General features: G+C 60.5%; 21 protein-coding genes and 1 CRISPR repeat array (1 of these 22 only partly in view). Of the genes, 15 read left to right on the forward strand and 6 right to left on the reverse strand.

The genetic code is table 11. The annotated features are described in order from the left end of the window. Positions 1–47: 47 nt before the first annotated feature. Together imuA and lexA are read right to left on the reverse strand one after the other, a co-directional pair. A complete protein-coding gene (gene imuA, locus L0Y14_RS13185; protein ID WP_006475743.1) occupies positions 48–653 on the reverse strand; it encodes a translesion DNA synthesis-associated protein ImuA in 606 nt (201 codons plus the stop codon). Positions 654–661: 8 nt separating this feature from the next. Then, positions 662–1297, reverse strand: a complete 636-nt coding sequence (lexA, locus tag L0Y14_RS13190) for a transcriptional repressor LexA (RefSeq protein ID WP_005965119.1) — start codon at positions 1295–1297, stop codon at positions 662–664. A 109-nt stretch (positions 1298–1406) separates the two neighbouring features. On the opposite strand from lexA, the gene L0Y14_RS13195 reads away from it, so the two are divergent. Continuing rightward, positions 1407–2864 carry an MltF family protein gene (locus L0Y14_RS13195; RefSeq protein ID WP_005965115.1) on the forward strand — a complete coding sequence of 486 codons (1458 nt, stop codon included), beginning with the start codon at positions 1407–1409 and terminating at the stop codon, positions 2862–2864. Between the two features lie 63 nt (positions 2865–2927). Here L0Y14_RS13195 and L0Y14_RS13200 read toward each other — a convergent pair whose 3' ends face one another. Further along, positions 2928–3590 (reverse strand): fumarylacetoacetate hydrolase family protein, encoded by a 663-nt coding sequence (locus L0Y14_RS13200; protein ID WP_006475739.1) that lies wholly within the window; start codon positions 3588–3590, stop codon positions 2928–2930. Positions 3591–3840: 250 nt separating this feature from the next. Here L0Y14_RS13200 and L0Y14_RS13205 point away from each other — a divergent pair, with 250 nt between their 5' ends. After that, a complete protein-coding gene (locus L0Y14_RS13205; RefSeq protein ID WP_005965108.1) occupies positions 3841–5637 on the forward strand; it encodes a Na/Pi cotransporter family protein in 1797 nt (598 codons plus the stop codon). 7 nt (positions 5638–5644) lie between these two features. On the opposite strand, the gene ptsP is transcribed toward L0Y14_RS13205, so the two are convergent. Both ptsP and L0Y14_RS13215 read right to left on the reverse strand, forming a co-directional pair. Continuing rightward, positions 5645–7906, reverse strand: a complete 2262-nt coding sequence (gene ptsP / locus L0Y14_RS13210) for a phosphoenolpyruvate--protein phosphotransferase (protein ID WP_006475738.1) — start codon at positions 7904–7906, stop codon at positions 5645–5647. Between the two features lie 58 nt (positions 7907–7964). Then, positions 7965–8489, reverse strand: a complete 525-nt coding sequence (locus L0Y14_RS13215) for an RNA pyrophosphohydrolase (protein ID WP_006475737.1) — start codon at positions 8487–8489, stop codon at positions 7965–7967. A gap of 143 nt (positions 8490–8632) precedes the next feature. Here L0Y14_RS13215 and L0Y14_RS13220 point away from each other — a divergent pair, with 143 nt between their 5' ends. After that, on the forward strand, positions 8633–9289 hold the full coding sequence (locus L0Y14_RS13220; protein ID WP_005965100.1) for a histidinol-phosphatase: 657 nt from the start codon (positions 8633–8635) through the stop codon (positions 9287–9289). Between the two features lie 87 nt (positions 9290–9376). Then, entirely contained in the window at positions 9377–9646 is a 270-nt protein-coding gene (locus L0Y14_RS13225) for a hypothetical protein (RefSeq protein WP_005965097.1), read from the forward strand. Here the strand turns inward: L0Y14_RS13225 and L0Y14_RS13230 are convergent. After that, positions 9637–10038 (reverse strand): hypothetical protein, encoded by a 402-nt coding sequence (locus L0Y14_RS13230; protein WP_005965094.1) that lies wholly within the window; start codon positions 10036–10038, stop codon positions 9637–9639. The genes L0Y14_RS13225 and L0Y14_RS13230 overlap by 10 nt on opposite strands. Positions 10039–10105: 67 nt before the next feature. Here L0Y14_RS13230 and L0Y14_RS13235 point away from each other — a divergent pair, with 67 nt between their 5' ends. The 11 genes from L0Y14_RS13235 to cas2e all read left to right on the forward strand — a co-directional run bounded on the left by L0Y14_RS13235 (position 10106) and on the right by cas2e (position 19912). Further along, positions 10106–10735 carry a YbhB/YbcL family Raf kinase inhibitor-like protein gene (locus L0Y14_RS13235; RefSeq protein WP_005965091.1) on the forward strand — a complete coding sequence of 210 codons (630 nt, stop codon included), beginning with the start codon at positions 10106–10108 and terminating at the stop codon, positions 10733–10735. A gap of 20 nt (positions 10736–10755) precedes the next feature. After that, the gene (cas3, locus tag L0Y14_RS13240) at positions 10756–13479 is read left to right on the forward strand and encodes a CRISPR-associated helicase Cas3' (RefSeq protein WP_251859209.1); all 2724 of its coding nucleotides are present in this window, start codon (positions 10756–10758) and stop codon (positions 13477–13479) included. Next, positions 13476–15059, forward strand: coding sequence for a type I-E CRISPR-associated protein Cse1/CasA (casA, locus tag L0Y14_RS13245; RefSeq protein ID WP_006475822.1), 1584 nt, complete (start codon positions 13476–13478; stop codon positions 15057–15059). Before cas3 ends, casA begins: the two co-directional genes overlap by 4 nt. Further along, on the forward strand, positions 15056–15532 hold the full coding sequence (gene casB / locus L0Y14_RS13250) for a type I-E CRISPR-associated protein Cse2/CasB (RefSeq protein ID WP_005966019.1): 477 nt from the start codon (positions 15056–15058) through the stop codon (positions 15530–15532). Before casA ends, casB begins: the two co-directional genes overlap by 4 nt. 107 nt (positions 15533–15639) lie before the next feature. Continuing rightward, positions 15640–16743 (forward strand): type I-E CRISPR-associated protein Cas7/Cse4/CasC, encoded by a 1104-nt coding sequence (gene cas7e, locus L0Y14_RS13255; protein ID WP_005966018.1) that lies wholly within the window; start codon positions 15640–15642, stop codon positions 16741–16743. A gap of 3 nt (positions 16744–16746) precedes the next feature. Beyond that, positions 16747–17508 (forward strand): type I-E CRISPR-associated protein Cas5/CasD, encoded by a 762-nt coding sequence (gene cas5e / locus L0Y14_RS13260; RefSeq protein ID WP_006475821.1) that lies wholly within the window; start codon positions 16747–16749, stop codon positions 17506–17508. Beyond that, complete coding sequence (cas6e, locus tag L0Y14_RS13265; protein ID WP_005966016.1) at positions 17508–18185, forward strand: type I-E CRISPR-associated protein Cas6/Cse3/CasE; 678 nt, start codon at positions 17508–17510, stop codon at positions 18183–18185. The genes cas5e and cas6e overlap by 1 nt, the downstream gene beginning before the upstream one ends. A 23-nt stretch (positions 18186–18208) precedes the next feature. Then, complete coding sequence (locus L0Y14_RS13270; protein WP_005966013.1) at positions 18209–18433, forward strand: addiction module protein; 225 nt, start codon at positions 18209–18211, stop codon at positions 18431–18433. Continuing rightward, positions 18430–18717 carry a type II toxin-antitoxin system RelE/ParE family toxin gene (locus L0Y14_RS16715; protein WP_039960601.1) on the forward strand — a complete coding sequence of 96 codons (288 nt, stop codon included), beginning with the start codon at positions 18430–18432 and terminating at the stop codon, positions 18715–18717. Before L0Y14_RS13270 ends, L0Y14_RS16715 begins: the two co-directional genes overlap by 4 nt. A 3-nt stretch (positions 18718–18720) precedes the next feature. Then, positions 18721–19632 (forward strand): type I-E CRISPR-associated endonuclease Cas1e, encoded by a 912-nt coding sequence (gene cas1e, locus L0Y14_RS13275; RefSeq protein ID WP_005966011.1) that lies wholly within the window; start codon positions 18721–18723, stop codon positions 19630–19632. Beyond that, positions 19613–19912: a type I-E CRISPR-associated endoribonuclease Cas2e gene (gene cas2e, locus L0Y14_RS13280; protein ID WP_006475820.1), complete on the forward strand. Its 300-nt coding sequence runs from the start codon at positions 19613–19615 to the stop codon at positions 19910–19912. Before cas1e ends, cas2e begins: the two co-directional genes overlap by 20 nt. A 114-nt stretch (positions 19913–20026) precedes the next feature. Next, positions 20027–21184: direct repeats of the CRISPR family, unit length 29 nt; unit sequence GTGTTCCCCGCACCCGCGGGGATGAACCG (it continues 1131 nt past the right edge of the window).

Raw genomic sequence — 21184 nt, forward strand, 5'->3', positions numbered from 1 at the left:
TGCACAGCCATTGCTATAGTTTCCGGACGATCGATCAGATTGTAATGCTAGAGTGTGATGTGGAGTGAGGCCAGCCCCCCGCCATCTGGCAGATTGAGAAGCTCCAGACGCATCCCGTCGGCACGCGGATGGACCTGCAGACGAAGTGCTGCGGCAGAAGAGTGGGCGACCTTTTGCTGTGACTGAAACAGCAGACCCACCGCATCACCTTGCTGTGCAGCCCGCCGCAGTTGCTGGCCCTGCAAAAGGCTCAGCGTCTCCGGCCAGGCAAGTACCGCACTGCAGGTACCCGATGCCAGCGCCTGCTCCAGCGCCCAAAGCTTCCCAGCAGAATCCGGTGGATGCACTAGCAAGACCCGTGACAGGTCTACGCCCCAGGCCTGCAACGCCAACGCATCGGGAATCGCCGGCGGCGCAATCCAGGCAATCCAGCGCGACTCCACACTGAGGCGGGCCAGCAGCGGTATCACTAGGTTGAGACAAGCCAGCCCTTCCGCATCGCAGTGGATCTCGCTCAGATCACCTCGCGGCCAGCCTCCCACCAATTCATCCAGCGCATCAAAGCCAGTGGCCAGCACCGCTGCCGAATCGTCTTTGCTCTGCCCTCCATGCCAGAGATCTTGTTGTTCGTATAACAGCTGCTCCAGTTCCATCCCCACCTCTAGCGAAACTTGAATGGAGCACCTAATCCCTGGCGCAAAACACCGACCCCAAGCCCCTCGATCGTCAGGGACTGCTCGCGCAGGTCGACCCGAATCGGTTCAAAATCATCATTCTCCGGCAGCAGTACCACCAAGTGACTACTGCGCTCATCGCGGAAGAAGCGTTTCACCGTCACCTCATCCTCAATCCTTGCCACCACGATCTGGCCATTGTGTGCATCCTGGGAGCAGTGCACTGCCAGCAGGTCACCATCCATAATGCCGATATCCTTCATACTCATACCCTGCACCCGCAGCAGATAGTCCGCACGTGGCTGGAACAGATCAGGAGAGAAGTCATAGCGTTCTTCGATATGCTCTTGCGCCAGAATCGGTTGACCCGCAGCAACCTGCCCCACCACCGGCAGTCCCGCTTCAGGCATTTCTCTCTCCAGCAGACGGATGCCGCGGGAGGTGCCCTTCAACAGCTCGATAGCACCCTTTTTCGCCAGCGCGCGCAGGTGTTCCTCTGCCGAATTTACCGAACGAAACCCCAGAGCTTCGGCAATCTCGGCACGAGTCGGGGGAAAGCCTGTGTCGGCCAGATGGCTGCGAATTAGTTCCAGAATCTGCGTTTGGCGAGGAGTCAGTTTCATCGGCTCGGTCCAGTCATATCACGAATACTGTAATTATATACAGTATCCATTGCTCTGCAAGCCGACTACCTCTGTGCCAGAATGATTCAAATCCCAGCGGATCTGTCCTGTGTCGATATTCAGCAAAACAGCGTCTCTTTTTCTGCCGCTTTTTTTACTCTGCATCCCCCACCTGTCGGCCAGGGAGGCAAACGGACTTTCTGCCCTGCAGCCAGCCAACCAGCCTTTCACTGATGATCTGCCGGCGATGCAGCAACGCACCGCCATCCGCGTCCTGGTCAACCACAACCGCACTAATTTTTTCCTGCACGATGGACGCCACCAAGGCTTTGAATTCGAACTGATGGAGCAGTACCGCAAACACCTCAATCAGGAGAAGAAAAACAACCAGATCGCGACCAGCTTTATCTACATCCCACTCCCTTTCGAGCAGCTGCTGCCAGCGCTGATCGAGGGACGCGGTGATGTCGTTGCCGCCGGTATGACGATCACACCACAGCGCCGTCAGCTGGTCGATTTCACCGCGCCCTACCTGCCCAATGTGCAGGAGATTCTGGTCGCTTCAGACAAGGCGAAACCGGTTGATAAGTTAGAGGATCTGGCCGGGCAGCGGGTTCACCTGCTGCGAGGCAGCAGCTATGTCGATCATCTGCGAGCGCTAAACCAACGTTTCAAACAGGCTCATATCGAACCGATCAAACTGGTTGAGGTTGACTCGCATCTGCAGACGGAAGACCTGCTCGAGATGCTCAGTGCCCAGGTGATCGACTACACGTTTGCCGACGACCACATCGCCACCATCTGGGCAAGACTGCTGCCAAACCTGGTGCTGCACCGCACCCTGCAGATCCACAGTGGCGGGAAGATCGCCTGGGCGGTACGCAAAGAAAACCCGAAACTGCGCGCCAGCCTGAACGATTTCATCGGCAAGATCAAAAAGGGCACCCTGCTCGGCAACATGCTGTTTCAACGCTACTATCGCAACACCCGCTGGATCAAAAACCCGCTGCAGCCGGGCGAGCAGGACAAGCTGATGCGGGTGCGCGGTCTGATGGAGAAGTACGCCACACAGTACCACTTCGACTGGCTCACCATCGCCGCCCAGGCCTATCAGGAGTCAGGGCTCGACCAGAGCAAACGCAACCCCTCGGGGGCGTTGGGCATCATGCAGATCCGACCGACCACCGCTGCCGACACGATGGTCGCAATCACAAGCATCGAGCAGCTGGAGAACAACATCCATGCCGGCGTGAAGTACCTGGCCTGGATCCGGGATCGCTACTTCAGCGATGCCGAGATCCTGCCGCAGGATCGGCTCTTCTTCAGTCTCGCAGCCTACAACGCCGGCCCGGCCAAGGTGCGGCGCATGCGCGACAAAGCCAAGGCGATGGGTCTCGACTCGAACCGCTGGTTCGGCAACGTGGAGCAAGCGGCGTTGCGCCTGGTCGGACAGGAAACGGTGCGATATGTGCGCAACATCCTCAAATACTACACCGCCTACCGGCTTGCATTTGACCTGCAGGATGCCTCACAGGCAGCCATAAAAGAACAGACTTCTGTCAAATAACATTTGGCAACGCCAAATGGAGCACCACTTGCAGTGCGAATGTTCGCGCCGCGAGCAGTGCTCCTACACCACCACCGAGTCAACCTGCAGCAGCTCACCAATCGAGCAGGAGAAGCGATCCCCGGGCTTGAGCGACCCTACCCCAGCCGGGGTGCCGGTGAGCACCAGATCCCCCGGGCGGAGGGTAAAAAACTCACTGATGTGGGCGATCAGGGTCAGAGCATCAAAGATCATGTCAGCGCTGTTTGCACTCTGCCGCTGTTCACCGTTGACCACCAGACTGAACTCGATGGAGCTCAGCGACGTCAGCTGCCCCATCGGCAGAAAACCGGAGAGCGGGCAGCTACCGTCAAACGCCTTCGACTTCTCCCAGGGATGGCCAGCGCTTTTCAGCCGCGCCTGAATATCCCGCAGGGTCAGGTCGAGTGCCAGTCCAACTCCAACGATGGCGGATTCTACCCGCTCCTTTGAGACGTGAGTGAGCGTTTCACCAATCAGCATCGCCAGTTCCACCTCATGATGCACCGCACCCTTGTCAGTGGGGATCACAACAGGCTGCTGCATATCAACCAGGGTGGTGTCGGGTTTGACAAACAACAGCGGCTCGGTGGGGAGCGGGCTATCGAACTCCTTGACGTGACCCACATAGTTGCGCCCCACACAGACCACCTTGCCGTTCGGCAGATCCAGCGCCTCACCATCTGTCCATCGATGCCTGTAGCCCATCCACTCCTCCTCTTTCTCGCATCCACATATTGACAACAGATTGCAAAATCGACTGGTTTGCATTGCCACTTTCAAGCCATACTGCTAATTATTTCATATGCCGCTAACACACCGCAGACGAGTCGCTATATTTGCGCTCTCCCTCCACATTTCAAACAAGTGAATAATGCGAAGAGTCATCAATTGATAAACACCAAGCAAGCCCCGCAGCGCTTAAACAGACAACAGGGTCAACCCAGATAACCCGCCTATGGACTACGGCTTCACCAACATCCTGACACTGCTCGGCTCACTCGGCCTGTTTCTCTATGGCATGACGGTGATGAGCGATGCCCTGCTGCATCTGGCTGGTAACCGGATGCGTTCGATACTGGCCACCACCACCTCCAACCGTATCTTTGCCGTGCTTACCGGCTTCTTCATCACCGCCGTGATTCAGTCCTCCTCCGCCACCACCCTGATGGTGGTCAGCTTCGTCAATGCCAGCCTGCTGACCCTGACCGAGGCGGTCGGCGTGATCATGGGAGCCAACATCGGCACCACCGTCACCGCCTGGCTGATCTCCATCCTCGGCTTCAAGGTAAAGATAAGCGCCATCGCTATCCCCTTGATCGGCGCCGGCTTTCTGCTCAGCCTGTCACAACATAAAACCAACAAAAACTGGGGCCGATTCATCATCGGCTTTGCCCTTCTGTTCATCGGCCTGCAGTTTCTTAAAGACTCGGTGCCCGACATCCGCAACCACCCCGAGGTCCTCGCCTTTCTCGTAGAGTACACCACGCTGGGCTACTTCTCGGTGCTGTTCTTCATGGTGGCTGGCACTCTGCTGACTCTGATCGTGCAATCATCCAGTGCCGCCATGGCCCTGACCTTGGTGATGTGTCATGAAGGCTGGCTCCCCTTCGACAGCGCCGCTGCGATGGTATTGGGACAAAACCTCGGCACCACCATCACCGCCAATCTGGCTGCGCTGGTGGCCAACTATCATGCCAAGCGTGCAGCCCGGGCACACCTGCTGTTCAACCTCATTGGGGTCATCGGCATCCTGTTGCTGTTCTATCCATTCATCAATTGGGTCGGCGGGATAGCAGAAGAACTGGCGGGAGAGTCCCCTTTCCTAAACGCAACTGCCATCCCGGTAGCGCTCTCCCTGTTCCACACCAGCTTCAACATCCTCAACACTCTGTTCCTGCTCGGCTTTGTCCCCAGCATCGTCAAGATCGCCGAGGCCTGGGTGCCGCCAGTGATTGAAAAAGAACGCGAGATCGACGAACCCAAATTCCTCACTGAAGCCTCCCTGAGGTTTCCCCAAACCGGCATCAAGGCACTCAAGGATGAATCACTACGACTGTTGGAAAACAGTGCCTACAAGATCCTTGCCCACGGTCTCAGCGTGCATCGCGGAGATATTGAATCAGAGCAGAAGCTGCGACAGATCCTGGAGAAATCCAACCAGGCCATCCCGATCGACATCGACCAGGTCTACGCCACCCGCATCAAGACCATCTACGGCCGCATCCTCGAGTACGCCACACAACTGCAGAGCAAATTCCCGCTACAGCAGCCGGAAATCGAGAGCATCCGCAATATTCTGATCGCCAACCGCATGCTGGTGCAGGTGGTGAAACAGATGAAACCGCTCAACCGCAACATCGAACGCTTCATCGGCTCAGACAACCAGGAGATCCGACGCGAGTACAACGTATTGCGCCGGCGCATCCTCAAGGTAGTGCGGGAAATTCACCGCATCGGCTCTTCTGAACACCTAGAGGAACATCTGCAGAAGATAAAACTTCAGCGCGCCAAGGCTGAAGAGCTGGACGTGCTGGAGAGCGGGCGGATCCAGAAACTGATCATGAAAGGTGAGATCAGCGATCGCATGGCCAGCTCCCTGATCAACGACAGCGCCAACGCCAGGCGCATCACCCAGATGCTGGTAGACATCTCCACGGTGCTCTATTCACCGACCGATACCCAGATCGCTGAGATCGACGCTCAGCAAACACCGGAGGAAAAAACGCTGGAGGAGGCCAGCACCAAGAGCTGAAGAAGGATTATTTGCCGGCCCGCACCAGGCCGCCAAGCCCGATCTGTTCCAAGGCGTTATTCAACAGCTCACTGACCTCAGCCGGCCGCTCACAACGCAACGCTGCCTGCAACAACTCTCTGGCCCGAGCCCGGCTCACCGAGCGCACCACCCGCTTCACCCGCAACAGGGAGCCGGCGCTCATACTGAGGGTGTGTACCCCCATCCCCAGCAGCAGTAGCACCGCCGCCGGATTACCAGCCATCTCACCGCAGACGCTTACCTCCCGGTTAAACCTCGCCGCCCCCTCCAGCACCCGGATCAGCGCCTGAATCACCGCAGGATGGAGATCATCATAGAGTGCCGCCACATGAGAATTATTGCGATCCACCGCCAGCAGGTACTGGGTCAGATCGTTGGTGCCGACGGAGAGAAAGTCGACCCGCCGCGCCAGCGCCTCCACCTGATAGACCGCGGCAGGCACCTCGATCATCACCCCCACCTGGGGCATCTGCACCACAAAACCCTCATCGATCAACTCATCCCTGGCACGCTGGATTAGCAACAGCGCATCGTCCACCTCACTCACGGTGCTGATCATCGGCAGCAGGATGCGCAGATTATCCAGGCCGCTGGCGGCTCGCAGCATGGCGCGCACCTGGGTGAGGAAAATCTCCGGATGATCCAGCGAGATACGGATGCCGCGCCAGCCGAGAAATGGGTTCGACTCGTTGACCGGAAAATAGGGCAACGGCTTGTCGCCACCAATATCCAGGGTACGGATGGTAACCGGGCGAGGTGCGAAGGTCTCCAGCACACTTCGGTAGTTGGCAGTCTGCACCGACTCACCGGGGAAGCTGTCACGCACCATGAACGGCACCTCGGTGCGGTAGAGGCCGATCCCGGCCGCCTCAGCCAGCCCCAGACTGCTCATCTCCGACACCAGCCCAGTGTTCATGTGCAGCGGCACCTCAACCCCGTCGGTGGTCTCGGAGGGGAGCGCCCGGATCGACTCCAGTTCCTGGCTCAGCGCCCGATCCTCATCGGCGAGGCGCTGATACTCCTTCTGTACCGAGGAGGCGGGGGAGATATAGACCCGCCCACGATAACCATCCACGATCAGACGGCGCCCATCGATCCGCCCCACCGGCAGATCTCTGGCACCCATCACCGCTGGCACCCCCATGGCACGGGCCAGGATCGCCACATGGGAGAAGCTGGCACCTTTTGCCGAAACGATACCCGCTAGTCGCCCCTCGGGCACCTCAGCCAACTGCATGGCGCTGACCTCCTCCCCCACAAGAATGGTACCGGGCTGATACTCTATCGGTTCAGAACGCGCCTGCTGCAGATGCATCAGGATACGCCGCCCCAGATCGCGTACATCCGAGGCGCGTTCACGCAAATAGACATCGTCCATCGCATCGAACACCTTGGCGTGCTCTTCGATGGTCTGACGCAACGCCCCGGCAGCCCAGTTGCCGGCGTGGATGCGCTCCACCGTTTTGCCAATCAAGGAGTCGCTACCGAGCATCATCAACCAAGCATCGAACAGCGCCCGATCCTCCGCCGGCAGGCTCTCATCGACCCGGTCCGCCAGCGCCATCATGTCTTCGACCACCGCCGCCACTGCGCTACGAAACTCATCCTCATCCGCGTCGGAATCAACACAAGGGCGGTCGGGGATCGCCCTCAGATCGGCCGGCGGGTAGACCACCACAGCATGTCCCAGGGCGACACCTGGCGCACCAGAGCGACCTTTGAGAAAGCGGGTGAGTGGCGCCTCATCTTCGATGATAACCAGGTCGCCACTAGTCTGCGCATGGATGATCGCCCCCGCCAGCTGCGCCGCTAGAGTGAAGAGGAAGGTCACCTCATTATCGTCAAAACTGCGCTGCTCGAACTGACGCACCACCAGCACCCCGAGCACGCGCCGGTTCTGAATGATCGGCACCCCAAGAAAGCCGCTGAAGTGAGTCTCGCCGGTCTCGCTGACAAACAGGTAACGATTGTGGTTCGGCGCATCCGCCAGATTGACTGGCTCGGCCCGTTCGCAGACCAACCCGATCAGGCCGCGATGCAGCGGCAGACGTACCTTGCCCACCGACTCAGTCGCCAGACCATCAGTAGCGCGCAACACATGTTCGCGACGCTCAAAATCGGTTAGATAGACAGAGCAGACATCCGCCGTGATCGCGGACTTTACACGCGAGACGATGATATCCAGTGCCGAACCCAGATCGGCAGCACCGTTTACCTCATTGACAATCCGATGGAGGGTCTCGAGCATCAACTCCCTATCTGGTTAAGGCCCGCCGGTCCATTGAGACGAGGCCTGGTGTGAGAACTCAGCGCCGGTTCTGGCGCAGATAGTTGGAGTGGCTGCGCACCGGCACCCCATCGGGATAGAGCAGCGGCGCCAACTCCTCAAGGGCCCGGGTATAGACATTGCGTTTGAAGTAGATCACTTCCCGGATTGGCTGCCAGTATTTTACCCAGCGCCAGTTGTCAAACTCAGGGGTTCCGGTCGTGTCGAAGCAGAAGGCTTCTTCACCACAGTCGATCTTGAGTAGAAACCAGACCTGCTTCTGCCCGATGCAGCGCGGCTGGCAGTTCTTGCGAATGTAACGCTTCGGCAGTCGGTAGCGCAACCAGCCGCGGGTGGCGCCGAGCAACTCGACCTGGTCCTCCGTAAGGCCGATCTCCTCCTCCAGCTCGCGGTACATCGCCTGCTCCGGTGTCTCATCAGAATCAATACCGCCCTGGGGGAACTGCCAGGAATTCTGCCCAATACGGCGCCCCCAGAACAGCTGGCGATTGCCGTTACAGAGGATAATGCCAACGTTGGGTCGGAAGCCGTCGGTGTCGATCACAATAGCGCCGCTAGTCTTTGATGTTGCCCGGATTTTTCCACAATCAACCTGAGCCGGCAAGCCGCCACAGGATCAGTCTTTGCTTATAAACAACTTTCCTGTAGTGTTTTCCGACTTCCTCCGCACAAGATCAGGACTGACCTATGGCGCTCGCCCTCTTCGACCTCGACAACACCCTGCTGTTGGGTGATTCCGACTATCTCTGGGGCCGCTTCCTGGTGGAACAGGGCATAGTCGACGGCGACTACTACGAACAGGAAAACGAGCGATTTTATAAGGAGTACAAGGAGGGTCGGCTCGACATCTTCGAGTTCCTGCGCTTCTCCCTGCGCCCTCTGCGCGAGCATGCACCAGAACAGCTGCAGGCTTGGCGGGAGGAGTTTCTCACGCAGAAAATCGATCCGATCATCAGCGATGCGGCACAAGCGCTGCTGCAGAGACATCGCAAGGCCGGTGATGAGCTGCTAATTATCACCGCCACCAACTCGTTTGTCACCCGCCCGATCGCTGAACGTTTCGGCGTGCAGCAGCTGATCGCCACCGAACCGGAGCAGATCGACGGCCACTACACCGGCGAAGTGGCGGGGGAACCCTGCTTCCAGGCGGGCAAGGTCCGGCGGCTGCAGCAGTGGATGGCAGACCACCAGTTCGACCTGCGCGACAGCTGGTTCTACAGCGACTCACACAACGACCTACCGCTGCTGGAACAGGTCGACCACCCGGTGGCGGTGGACCCGGACCCAAGCCTGGCCGAGACCGCCCGGCAGCGCGGTTGGCCGGTGATCAGCCTCAGAGAGTGAAGCCCCCTCTACCGATCAGACCAGCGCAGGTCGGATAATCGTCCATAATCAGAGGGACAAGCACCACACACGAGGCAAGGCAAAAGCATGGGGATGTTCGACCGTCACGTTAAACAGCAGCAGACCAACCGCAACGTCTTCTTCATCGTCCTGATCGTGCTGATCGGGGCCGTGATCTGGGCGCTGCAAAACGCCGAACAGCCACCGGAAAAAGGGATCACCCTCACCCCCAAAGAGTACATCGAACTGGTAGAGCGCAAAAAAGCGGCGCGCATTGAAGCGCAACAGCTCGAACAGGCAGCCCAGGAACGGGCCCGGCGCGCCGAGCAGGCCATCAGGCAGATACCTCAGCGCTGACAGAGCGAGCGTTCGTCCGGATGCTCCACCGCATCCACAATGGCATTGACAAACACCCCCAGCTCCTCCGGCGTCACCGCCTCCAGCAGCCGGTTCATCAGCAGTGGATCGATCGCCGCCTGCACCTGCCGGCCATCTTTCAGGGTCACATTAATGCCGGTGGTATGCACCTGCTGCGCCCCCTCCTCCTCCGTCACCAGCGCCTCATTGTAGGCAAGCATCTCATCGTAGAAGGCCTCGATACGCGCATCCAGCTCGTCGTCCAGGTCCTCCGGCAGCCCCACCACCCACTCCTCAGGGCCGTGAGAGATAATCGGCGCCAACTTCTGTTCATCAAGAAACTCAATAAAACGCCGCCAGGGGCGCTCGTCGAAAAAGATATACTCAAGCATGTCGAGGATCAGCCTTGTTCACACGCAGACACCTTAATAGAAAACCTTAGCCGGAGATAGATAGCCGATGAAACTGACCAGCCAGAGCCTCACCGATAGCGCACCAATCGCCCGCCGTTTTGCCTTCTGCCAAGCCGACCCCACCAGCCATGTCAGCCTGGCCAACAACATCAGCCCCCATCTCGCATGGGACGAGATACCGCAGGGAACTCGCTCATTCGCCCTGATCTGCCACGACCCGGACGTGCCCAGCCGCGCCGACGACGTCAATCAGGAGGGGCGCCAGGTACCCGCTGACCTGCCGCGAATCGACTTCTTCCACTGGGTGCTGGTCGACATCCACGCCGACTGTCGGGAGCTGGCCGAAGGCGCCGACTCCAGCGAGGTCACCCCCCGCGGCAAATCCCCGCGGGGAGGACCAGCCGGCTCCCGCCGCGGCCTCAACAACTACACCGACTGGTTCAGTAGCGATGCCGAAATGGAAGGCCAATACTTCGGCTATGACGGCCCCTGCCCACCCTGGAACGACAGCATTCCACACCACTACATCTTCACACTCTACGCACTAGACATCGAACGCACCCCAGTCGAAGGCAACTTCGGCGGGCCTGAAGTGCGTGAGGCGATCGTCGGGCACATCCTGGCCGAAGCAAAGCTCACCTGTACCTACAGCGTAAACCCAGAGGTGCCGGCCTGAAACCCAACCAGGAGATTCACATGGAAGCGAATACGAGTTACCACCACTACTGGGGCAAGACGGGAGAGAAGGAGAGCCGGGCCTGCCACCTGTTGCCCTACCATTGTCTGGATGTGGCGGCGGTGGGCCAGCGGTTACTGGAGCAGCATCAGCCGATCCGACGATCACTCTGCCGCCTCACCGGACTCGGCGAAGATGAACTAATCCGCTGGACGGTATTTTTTCTCGCCCTCCACGACATCGGCAAGTTCGCCACCAGCTTCCAGCAACTACGGCCCGACCTCGCCCCCAACCACCAGCCCACCAAGGGCTACAGCCGGCACCACGACACCCTCGGCTACGACATCTGGAAATCACGGCTGAAACCCAGGCTTCAGGAACAGGGCGTGCTGCCCCACCGACGGCGCGGCCAGATCCCCGCCGACTACTGGATGCTGGCGGTCACCGGCCACCACGGCCAGCCACCGGAACTAACTGAATGGCTGCAGATCGACCACTTCACCCCCGCCGATGAGCAGGCGCTGCTGGCCTTCGCCGATGATGCCCGTCAACTGCTGCTGCCCGACGCCCTCCGCTTTCCCGACCTCACCACCGACCGCATGAAGGCCGCCTCCTGGTGGCTAGCGGGGTTCGCCGTACTCTGCGACTGGATCGGCTCCAACGCCGACTTTTTCCCCTACCACCCGGAGCCGCAGTCCCTCGACGACTACTGGAACCGAGCGCTGGACCAGGCGGAGCAGGCCATCGCTCACAGCGAGCTGATCCCCGCCACCCCCAGCGACCGCCTGGGGCTAGAACAGCTCATCCCCAACACCCCCAACCCGCAGGCCACACCCCTGCAACAGAAGGTGAACGAACTGACGTTGGCGGACGGCCCACAACTCTTCATCCTCGAAGACGTTACCGGCGCCGGCAAGACTGAGGCGGCCCTGCTGCTCGCCCACCGGCTGATGAGCAGAGGCAGTGCCAATGGCATCTACTTCGGCCTGCCCACCATGGCCACCGCCAACGCCATGTATGACCGCCTCGGCGACAGCTACCGCCAACTCTACGGCGAAGCCAGCACCCCCTCCCTGGTGCTGGCCCACAGCGCCCGCAATCTCTCGACGCGGTTCCGCCAATCGCTAATCCCGGAAACCCAGCACCCCGAGAGCAGCCACCACCGCGATGACCCACCCCCCGCCTCCACCCACTGCGGCCAGTGGCTCGCCGACCACCGCAAGAAGGCCCTGCTGGCGGAGATCGGCGTCGGCACCATCGACCAGGCCCTGCTCGGCATCCTCCCCAGCCGCCACCAGTCCCTACGCCTGCTGGGGCTGCTCGGCAAGGTGTTGCTGGTGGACGAGGTCCACGCCTGCGACGCCTACATGCAGCAACTGCTCTGCCGCCTGCTCACCGCCCAGGCGATGGCCGGCGGCAGCGCCATCCTACTCTCCGCCACCCTGCCCCAGCGGCAGCGCCAGGCACTGATCAACGCCTTCGCCGACGGCCTGCAACAGCCCCACCCTGAACCCAAGCAAACTGCCTACCCCCTGCTCAGCCACTACAACGGCGAACAGATCCGAGAATATCCCCTCGCCACCCGCCCCAGTGTGCGGCGGCGTGTGGTGGTCGAATGCGTCCACGAGATCGACGCCATCACCGCCATCCTGAAAGAGGTCGTCGCCAACGGTGAGTGCGCCTGCTGGATCCGCAACAGCGTGGCCGATGCACGGGAGGCCTGGCAACAGCTCAAAGCCGATCACCCCGAGTGGCAGATCGAACTCTTCCACGCCCGCTTCGCCCTAGACGACCGGCTCAACATCGAACAGCAGGTGGTGGCCCGCTTCGGCCCTAACAGTGACGAAGAGGCGCGCCGGGGTCGCCTCCTCATCGCCACTCAGGTCGTGGAGCAGTCCCTCGACCTTGACTTCGACCGACTCATCAGCGACCTGGCCCCCATTGACCTGCTGATCCAGCGGGCAGGCCGCCTCCACCGCCACAGCCGCGACCCCCAGGGTAACCGCATCGACGGTGACGACCGACGCGGCCAGCCCACCCTCACCCTCCACACGCCCGAGTGGACGGAGACGCCCGGCAGCGACTGGTTCAAGGCGACCTTCCCTCGAGTCGCCCCCATCTACCCCGACCACGGTCAGCTCTGGCTCGGCATGAAACGGCTGCATGAACGGGGCGGCTTCGCCATGCCGGAAGATGCCCGGGGGCTGATCGAAGGGGTCTATGGCAACGAGGCTGAACCCCCCGAGGGATTACTGGCGGTCAGCTTGGGAGCCGAAGGCAACGACAAAGCCGCCGCCAGCTTCGCCATTCAAAACGCCCTCAACCTCCCATCCGGCTACTCACGGGAAGATGCCTGGAACTGGATCGACGACGCCAAGACCCCCACCCGTCTCGGCGAGGAGAGCACCACCGTCTGGCTCGCTCGCTGGCGGGAGAGGCGGCTCGAACCCTGGTGCGACGAGGGCGACTTCCGCTGGCAACGCAGCAGTCTCAGCCTGCGCAGCGCGCTTATATCAGAATCAATACCGAATGATGAAATCACGCAGTCGGCTATCGACGCCTGTCTGGAGAGCCTGCCCGCCAAGGGCAAGTGGGGGGTTCTGCTGCCGCTGATTGAACAATCCCTCGGTCAGTGGCAGGGTATTGTGCAGGACGCAAAGGGCGACACATCCGCCCTCTACTACAACCCGGAAACCGGCCTTACCACCGCACGGGAACAACAGGCCATGGAGGACAAGGAATGAACCTGATCGACGACCCCTGGATACCCATCCGCCGCGCCAGCGGCAGGGAAGAACTGATCGCCCCCTGGCAGATCACCGACTCGGCCGACCCGATCATCGCCCTCGCCGCCCCCCGCCCCGACTTCAACGGTGCCCTGCTGCAATTCCTGATCGGGATGCTGCAGACTGCCTACCCACCAGAAAGCGACGACAAGTGGGAGCAATGGCTGGAAAACCCGCCCTCACCGGCCAGCCTCAAACAACACTTCGAACCATTCGCCGATTCTTTCAATTTGATGGGGGATAGCCCTCTCTTCATGCAGGCTTTCGAGCCGTTGAATGGCGATGAGAAACCCATTGCCAACCTGCTGATCGACGCCCCGGGCGCACAGACTCTGAAACAAAACGCCGACCACTTCATCAAGCGCGGTGGCATTGAAAAAATCTGCCCCTGCTGTGCCGCCACCGCCCTCTTTACGCTACAGACCAATGCTCCCGCCGGCGGCGCAGGACACCGCACCTCCCTGCGCGGCGGCGGCCCGCTGAGCACACTGATTGCCCTTGACCCTGCCGGCAGCCAGCTCGACAACACCCTCTGGCGGGCCTGCTGGCTCAACGTACTAGAAAAAAGCGTGATTGGTGGGCTTGGAGACGGTTTCCCAAAGAAACCGGAGGCCACCTTCCCCTGGCTCGCCGCCACCCGCACCAGCGAGGCAAAGACAGGCCAGGACACCACCCCGCTGGATGGGCACCCGCTGCAGATGTACTGGGGCATGCCGCGCCGGATACATCTCAAATGGCACACCACCGAGGATGGTCGTTGCGATCTCTGTGACCGGGCATCGAACCAACTGGTCAGCAACTACGTTACACAAAACTACGGCATCAACTACAGTGGCGCCTGGGTCCATCCCCTCAGCCCCCACGTTGCCAACAAGGAGGGAGGACTACTGCCGCAACACGCCCAACCCGGCGGACTCAGCTACCGCCACTGGCTTGGTCTGGTCAGCAAACAGGAAAATCGACAACCGGCACAGGTGGTCAGCACCTTTCTCTCTTACCGGAAACTGCCTGAGGAACAATTTCGCCTGCACACCTTTGGCTACGACATGGACAACATGAAGGCCCGCTGCTGGTACGAAACCACCTTCCCCCTCTACCCGCTCGATGATGCCATCCGCGAAACTTTCACCCAGCGCACCAAACAGCTGATAGAGGCCGCGACCGATACTGCCGGCATCACCCGCAGCTGCATCAAAGAGGCTTGGTTCAAGCGCCCCGGTGAAGCCAAGGGGGACACTGCTTTTCTAACCGAAGCCTTCTTCAGCCACACCGAAAGTGCCTTCTATGCCCATCTGCAACAGCTCAAACAGCAACTGAAAGCAGGGAAGGATGGCAAGGCGCTGCTGGAGGTCTGGCACGGGGAACTGAAAAAGGCCGCGCTCGACCTGTTCGACTACTGGACCAGCCGGGGCGACTTCGAGGCAGTCAACCCACGTCGTATCGCCCAAGCCCATCGAAAACTCAACAACTGGCTGCACGGCAAGAAACTGAGAACCCAGATTCTGGGCTTGCCAAAGCACAAGGAGAAAGCCGCATGAGCCTCACCCTGAACAAGGAGTCACACACCACCGAGATCCTCATCCAATGGTGGCAGGGACTGGAGAACAACAAAGGCACAAGGGCGGAACTGCGCCGCTGCACCAGCCCCGATAAAGTGATGTTCCAGCCCGCCTTCCAACGCCTCTGCCAGCGACTGAAACCAGAGCCACAGGAACAGCGCCAACTCGCCAGCGTGGTCGGTCTGCTGGCCCATGTGCGGTACACCACCGGGCAGAAGCTCGCTTATCAAATGGCGGGCAACCCACCTGTCGTCAGCGAACTGCGCTTCCGCCGCCTGCTGCAACGGGACCGGACCGACCTCTACGGCGCCATGATCCGCATCCTGCGCATGCTCGACCACAGGGCCAACCTGCCCGACCTGATCAGCTCGGTCTTCTACTGGGGCGACAAGGTCAGAAAAGACTGGGCCTTCGACTACTTTCCCAACACCCCAGAAAAAGCCGCAGGCTGATTGGCCAGGGATCGGAGTCAATTTTGGCTCCTCCCTTAACTAATGACAGCAATACTCACGAACAAAATTGACTCCGACCCCGGACACAAAGCAACAAGGAAGAAACCATGACTCAATTCGTACAGCTCCACCTGCTCACCTCTTACCCACCCGCCAACCTCAACCGGGACGACCTGGGCCGCCCCAAAACCGCCATGATGGGCGGCGCCAACCGGCTGCGGGTCTCATCTCAGAGCCTGAAGCGGGCCTGGCGCACTTCCGACAGCTTCGAGCAGGCGCTCAAGGACCACCTTGGCACTCGCACCAAGGAGATGGGGCCAAAAATCTACCAATCGCTGATCGACAAAGACGTGTCTGGAAAAAAGGCGATGGATTGGGCCAAACAGATCGCCGGTCAATTCGGCAAGCTGAAGAGCCTCTCAAAAAAGGAGCTGGAAGCCGTCAAGCAGATGGAAGAGCCTGAGAAAACCGCCAAGCTAATGGTTGAACTGGAGATCGAACAACTCGCCCACTTCAGTCCTGAGGAGCTGGCCGCCATCGACGCCCTGGTGGACGAACTGGCCGCCTCCGGCGAGGCCCCCACCCAGGAACGGCTCGCCCTGCTGCGGGAGCGTCACACCGCCGCCGACATCGCCCTGTTCGGCCGCATGCTCGCCTCCAGCCCCAAATACAACACCGAGGCCGCCGCCCAGGTGGCCCACGCCATCAGCGTGCACAAGGTCACGGTAGAGGACGACTTCTTTACCGCGGTGGACGACCTGAACAACGGCGAAGAGGACATGGGGGCCGGCCACATGGGCGAGACCGAGTTCGCCGCCGGACTCTTCTATCAATACATCTGCATCGACCGGGATTTGCTCAGAAAGAACCTCTCCGGCGATACGGAGCTGGCGGACAAGACTCTCGACGCACTGATCCGAGCCGCCGCCACCGTCGCCCCCTGCGGCAAGCAGAACAGCTTCGCCTCCCGGGCACGAGCCTCCTACATCCTCTGCGAACGGGGCGAGGCCCAGCCCCGCTCCCTCTCCGTCGCCTTCCTCAAACCGGTGGCCGGTCAGGATCTGCTCACCAACGCCATCGACGCCCTGGAACAGACCCGGGAGCGGATGGACGCGGTCTACGGCGATGGTATCGAGAACCCGGCGCGCCTCAATGCCCGGACCGGCGAGGGGAGCCTCGACGCCATCATCGCCTGCGCCACCGGAGAGTAGATCATGGCCGACTACCTGCTCTTCCGTCTCTACGGCCCGATGGCCGCCTGGGGCGACACCGCAGTGGGCGAGTTCCGCCCCAGCCACGGCCACCCCACCCGCACCGGGGTGCTCGGGCTGGTCGCTGCCGCATTGGGCATCACCCGGGATAACGAGGCACAGCTGCTGGCACTCGACCGGGGCTGCCGCATCGCCGTGCGCCTCGACGCCCCCGGTGAACTGCTGCGCGATTACCACACCACCCAGGTGCCACCGCAGCAGCGCAAGGGACGTCACTACACCCGCCGGGACGAACTCAACGCCGACAAGCTGCACACCATCCTCTCCCAGCGCGACTACCGCACCGACACCGCCGCCAGCATCGCCCTGAGCCTGGGCACAGACGCCAAGATCAGTCTCGACAGGATCAAACACGCTCTGCAACGTCCAGCCCTGCCCCTCTACCTAGGCCGGAAGTCCTGTCCTCTGGCACTGCCGCTCGCCCCGGAAATCATCATCGCTGACAGCCTCAGCAGCGCTTTCGCTGCCTACCCCGACAGCCTCGCCCAGCTCAATGAGATTACCCAGGAGAGCCGCGCCTACGGTGATGGCCTCCCCCGCCCAGATCTGATCCGTTTTTTCTGGGAAGAGAGCGAACCCACCCCCGGCATGCAGACAGAGATGATCTACCCACGCCGCGACTGCCTACGCAGCCGCAGACGCTGGCAGTTCGATCCACGCAATGAATGTTATGCCGCGCAACCCGTCAAGGAGGACAATAGCTAATGTTCATCAGCCAAATCCGCCTGCGGCCAGACACCGACCCAATGCGCCTCGCCCGGCAGTTTGACAACTCATCTACCTACCGGGAACACCAGCTCATCTGGCAGCTCTTCCCCCGCGATCCAAACGCCGAGCGCGACTTTCTGTTTCGTGCCGAAAAAAGGAACGGAACCCAGCGCTACCTGCTACTCTCGCAACGCCAGCCGGAGGCCGACCCGGCGATCTGGCAGGTCGAGACAAAAACGTACCGCCCCAGACTCCACAGCGGCCAGCGGCTCGCCTTTCAGCTACGCGCCAACCCGGTTGTCACACGCAAAAACGCACAGGGACGATCAAGCCGCCACGACATCATCATGGACGCAAAAAAACAGATCAGCTGGAGCACACTTCCTGCCGCCGAGCGTCCCCACTTGCCGACGCTGATCCAGCAGGCAGGTGAGCGCTGGTTGGCCGAACGACTCGCCCGCCATGGGGCCAATCTCGAAGCGGTGCGGGTCGACGGCTACCAACCCCAGAGCAGCCACAAGAAGGGGGCCAAAAAACCGATCACCCATAGCAGCCTGGATTTCGAGGGCACCCTGCAGGTGGAAGACCCCGAGCCATTCACCCAACTGCTCTATACCGGTCTTGGCCCCGCCAAGGCCTTCGGCTGCGGCTTATTGCTCGTCCGCCGCCTCTAGATCATACTCAAGGAAGATTTCACATGACCTCCAATACCATGAGCAAAATCACCCAAGCCGATATTGATGCCATGCCGATCGACACTAAGCTGGCGCTTGTCGAAGCCATCTGGGATTCAATTGCCACCTCACCAGAAGCAGTACCCGTACCACAATGGCACAAAGATATATTGGATAGACGTCTGGCTGACGAGAACGCCGAAACAGACTCTTGGGAAAACGTAAAAAAACGACTTGGCAAACAATGATCTTAATAATCCGCAAGGAAGCGGAGCAAGACATCTCTTCCGCAATACACTGGTACAACCAACAGCAGATTGGCGTAGGTGACTCACTCCTCACCGAGATCTATCGACTATTTGAGCAGATCATCGAAAACCCACGGATCTTTCCCGAGGTACGCGCAGGCATTCATAGAGCGCTAACCCATCGTTTTCCATATGCGGTTTATTACCAGCCAACTGCAAACAAAACCACTGTCCATGCCGTACTGCACCAGAAACGTTCTCCGTTAGGCTGGAGCGACCAATAAACCATGCTGCCGCCACTCAAACCCATCGCCATGAAGGAACGGATCTCCATGCTCTTCATCGAATACGGTGAGATCGACGTACTCGACGGCGCCTTCGTCGTCATCGACAAGACCGGCGTCCGCACCCAGATCCCGGTCGGCAGCATCGCCTGCCTGATGCTCGAACCCGGCACCCGGGTCTCCCACCGCGCTGCCGCACTCGCTGCCCGGGTCGGCACCCTGCTGGTCTGGGTCGGCGAGGCGGGTGTTCGGCTCTACGCCTCCGGCCAGCCCGGCGGGGCGCGCTCCGACCGGCTGCTCTACCAGGCCAAACTCGCCCTGGACGAAAAGGCCCGGCTCAAGGTGGTGCGCAAAATGTACGCCATGCGCTTCGACGAAGAGCCTCCGGCAAAACGCAGCGTCGATCAGCTACGCGGCATCGAAGGGGCACGGGTCCGCAAAACCTACAAACTGCTCGCCCAGCGTCACGGCGTGGCCTGGAAAGGGCGCAGCTACGACCCCAGCCAGTGGGACAAGAGCGACCTGCCCAACCTCTGCCTCAGCGCCGCCACCGCCTGCCTCTACGGCATCACCGAGGCCGCCGTGCTGGCCGCCGGCTACGCCCCGGCGGTGGGTTTCATCCACACCGGCAAGCCCCTCTCCTTCGTCTACGACATCGCCGACATATTCAAATTCGACAGCGTGGTGCCCATCGCCTTCCAGATCGCCGCCCGCGCCCCCGCCCAGCCGGAACGTCAGGTCCGCCTCGCCTGCCGCGACCACTTCCGCCAGAGCAAACTCCTCGGCAAGATCATCCCGGCCATCGAAGAGATACTCACCGCCGGCGAACTCGAGATGCCAAAACCGGCGCCGGACACCCAGCCCGTCGCCATCCCCGAAGAGAAAGGCCTGGGCGATGCTGGTCATCGTCACTGAAGCCATCCCGCCCCGACTGCGCGGACGCCTCGGCGTCTGGCTGGTGGAAGTGCGCGCCGGCGTCTACGTCGGCAACCCCTCCGCCCGGCTGCGTGACTTCATCTGGGAACAGGTGGAAGAAGGACTCGAGAACGGGAACGCCATCATGGCCTGGAGCACCAACACCGAATCGGGCTACGACTTCAAAACCCTTGGTACGAACCGCAGAATCCCCGTCGACTTCGACGGCATCCGCCTGGTCGCCTTTCTTCCCGAAAAGGAAGAAACAAATGCTCTTTAACAACCTGGAAATGACCTTCAGGCACCTCGATTGGAAACCATCCGATCGGCCAAAAAGATCGGTAGAAATCAACACGATGATTTTTCTTATCTCTATCAAATAGATAGAATAAGAGTGTTCCCCGCACCCGCGGGGATGAACCTCAAAGGGAGGGCCATGCGTCGCCGCCAAGTGAGTGTTCCCCGCACCCGCGGGGATGAACCGCGGTCAAAACCACTTCTAATTCGCGATCAAAAGTGTTCCCCGCACCCGCGGGGATGAACCGGCAATTAGTGGCGTCGCTCAGGCGATTATCAAGTGTTCCCCGCACCCGCGGGGATGAACCGAGTCGAGCCTTAATTCAGTAGTGCTGTGCCTAGTGTTCCCCGCACCCGCGGGGATGAACCGTCGACCTCGACTTTGGCTGAGTTGATAATCACCGTGTTCCCCGCACCCGCGGGGATGAACCGATCATCAAATCGTCAACTGTTGGTGATTCACAGTGTTCCCCGCACCCGCGGGGATGAACCGCCGCCAGTACGCCGTCCGCTGGTGGCGTTGCTGTGTTCCCCGCACCCGCGGGGATGAACCGCGCGTTTGAGCGACGACGATGTTGAGCTAATGGTGTTCCCCGCACCCGCGGGGATGAACCGCTAGACTAGGATCTACGAATGGCAGCTGCAACGTGTTCCCCGCACCCGCGGGGATGAACCGCTGAATGCAACTCGTTTTCATCGACCCACCAAGTGTTCCCCGCACCCGCGGGGATGAACCGCGCCACAGCAGACAACGGCAGCAAGCCAAAATGTGTTCCCCGCACCCGCGGGGATGAACCGGAAATTCCAGCCTGCCTGGTCAATCCACTTGAGTGTTCCCCGCACCCGCGGGGATGAACCGAACGCAGCGATCTGGCTGTCAAACTTCGTTGGGTGTTCCCCGCACCCGCGGGGATGAACCGGTCTGTGTTATTTTTCTGGGCACAATCACTTGGTGTTCCCCGCACCCGCGGGGATGAACCGCGCGTTTGAGCGACGACGATGTTGAGCTAATGGTGTTCCCCGCACCCGCGGGGATGAACCGGACGGCCAGATCAGCGGGATAGTGCGGCTGTGCGTGTTCCCCGCACCCGCGGGGATGAACCGATCTGGCGTCCTGTTGTGTGTTGTATTTTTGGGTGTTCCCCGCACCCGCGGGGATGAACCGCTAGGGCGTCCAGTCGCGTTCTATCCTACGTTGTGTTCCCCGCACCCGCGGGGATGAACCCAATCCGCGCCTGTCCCGCAGCCGATAATT

Source organism: Candidatus Endoriftia persephonae (assembly GCF_023733635.1).
GTDB classification, from domain to species: domain Bacteria; phylum Pseudomonadota; class Gammaproteobacteria; order Chromatiales; family Chromatiaceae; genus Endoriftia; species Endoriftia persephonae.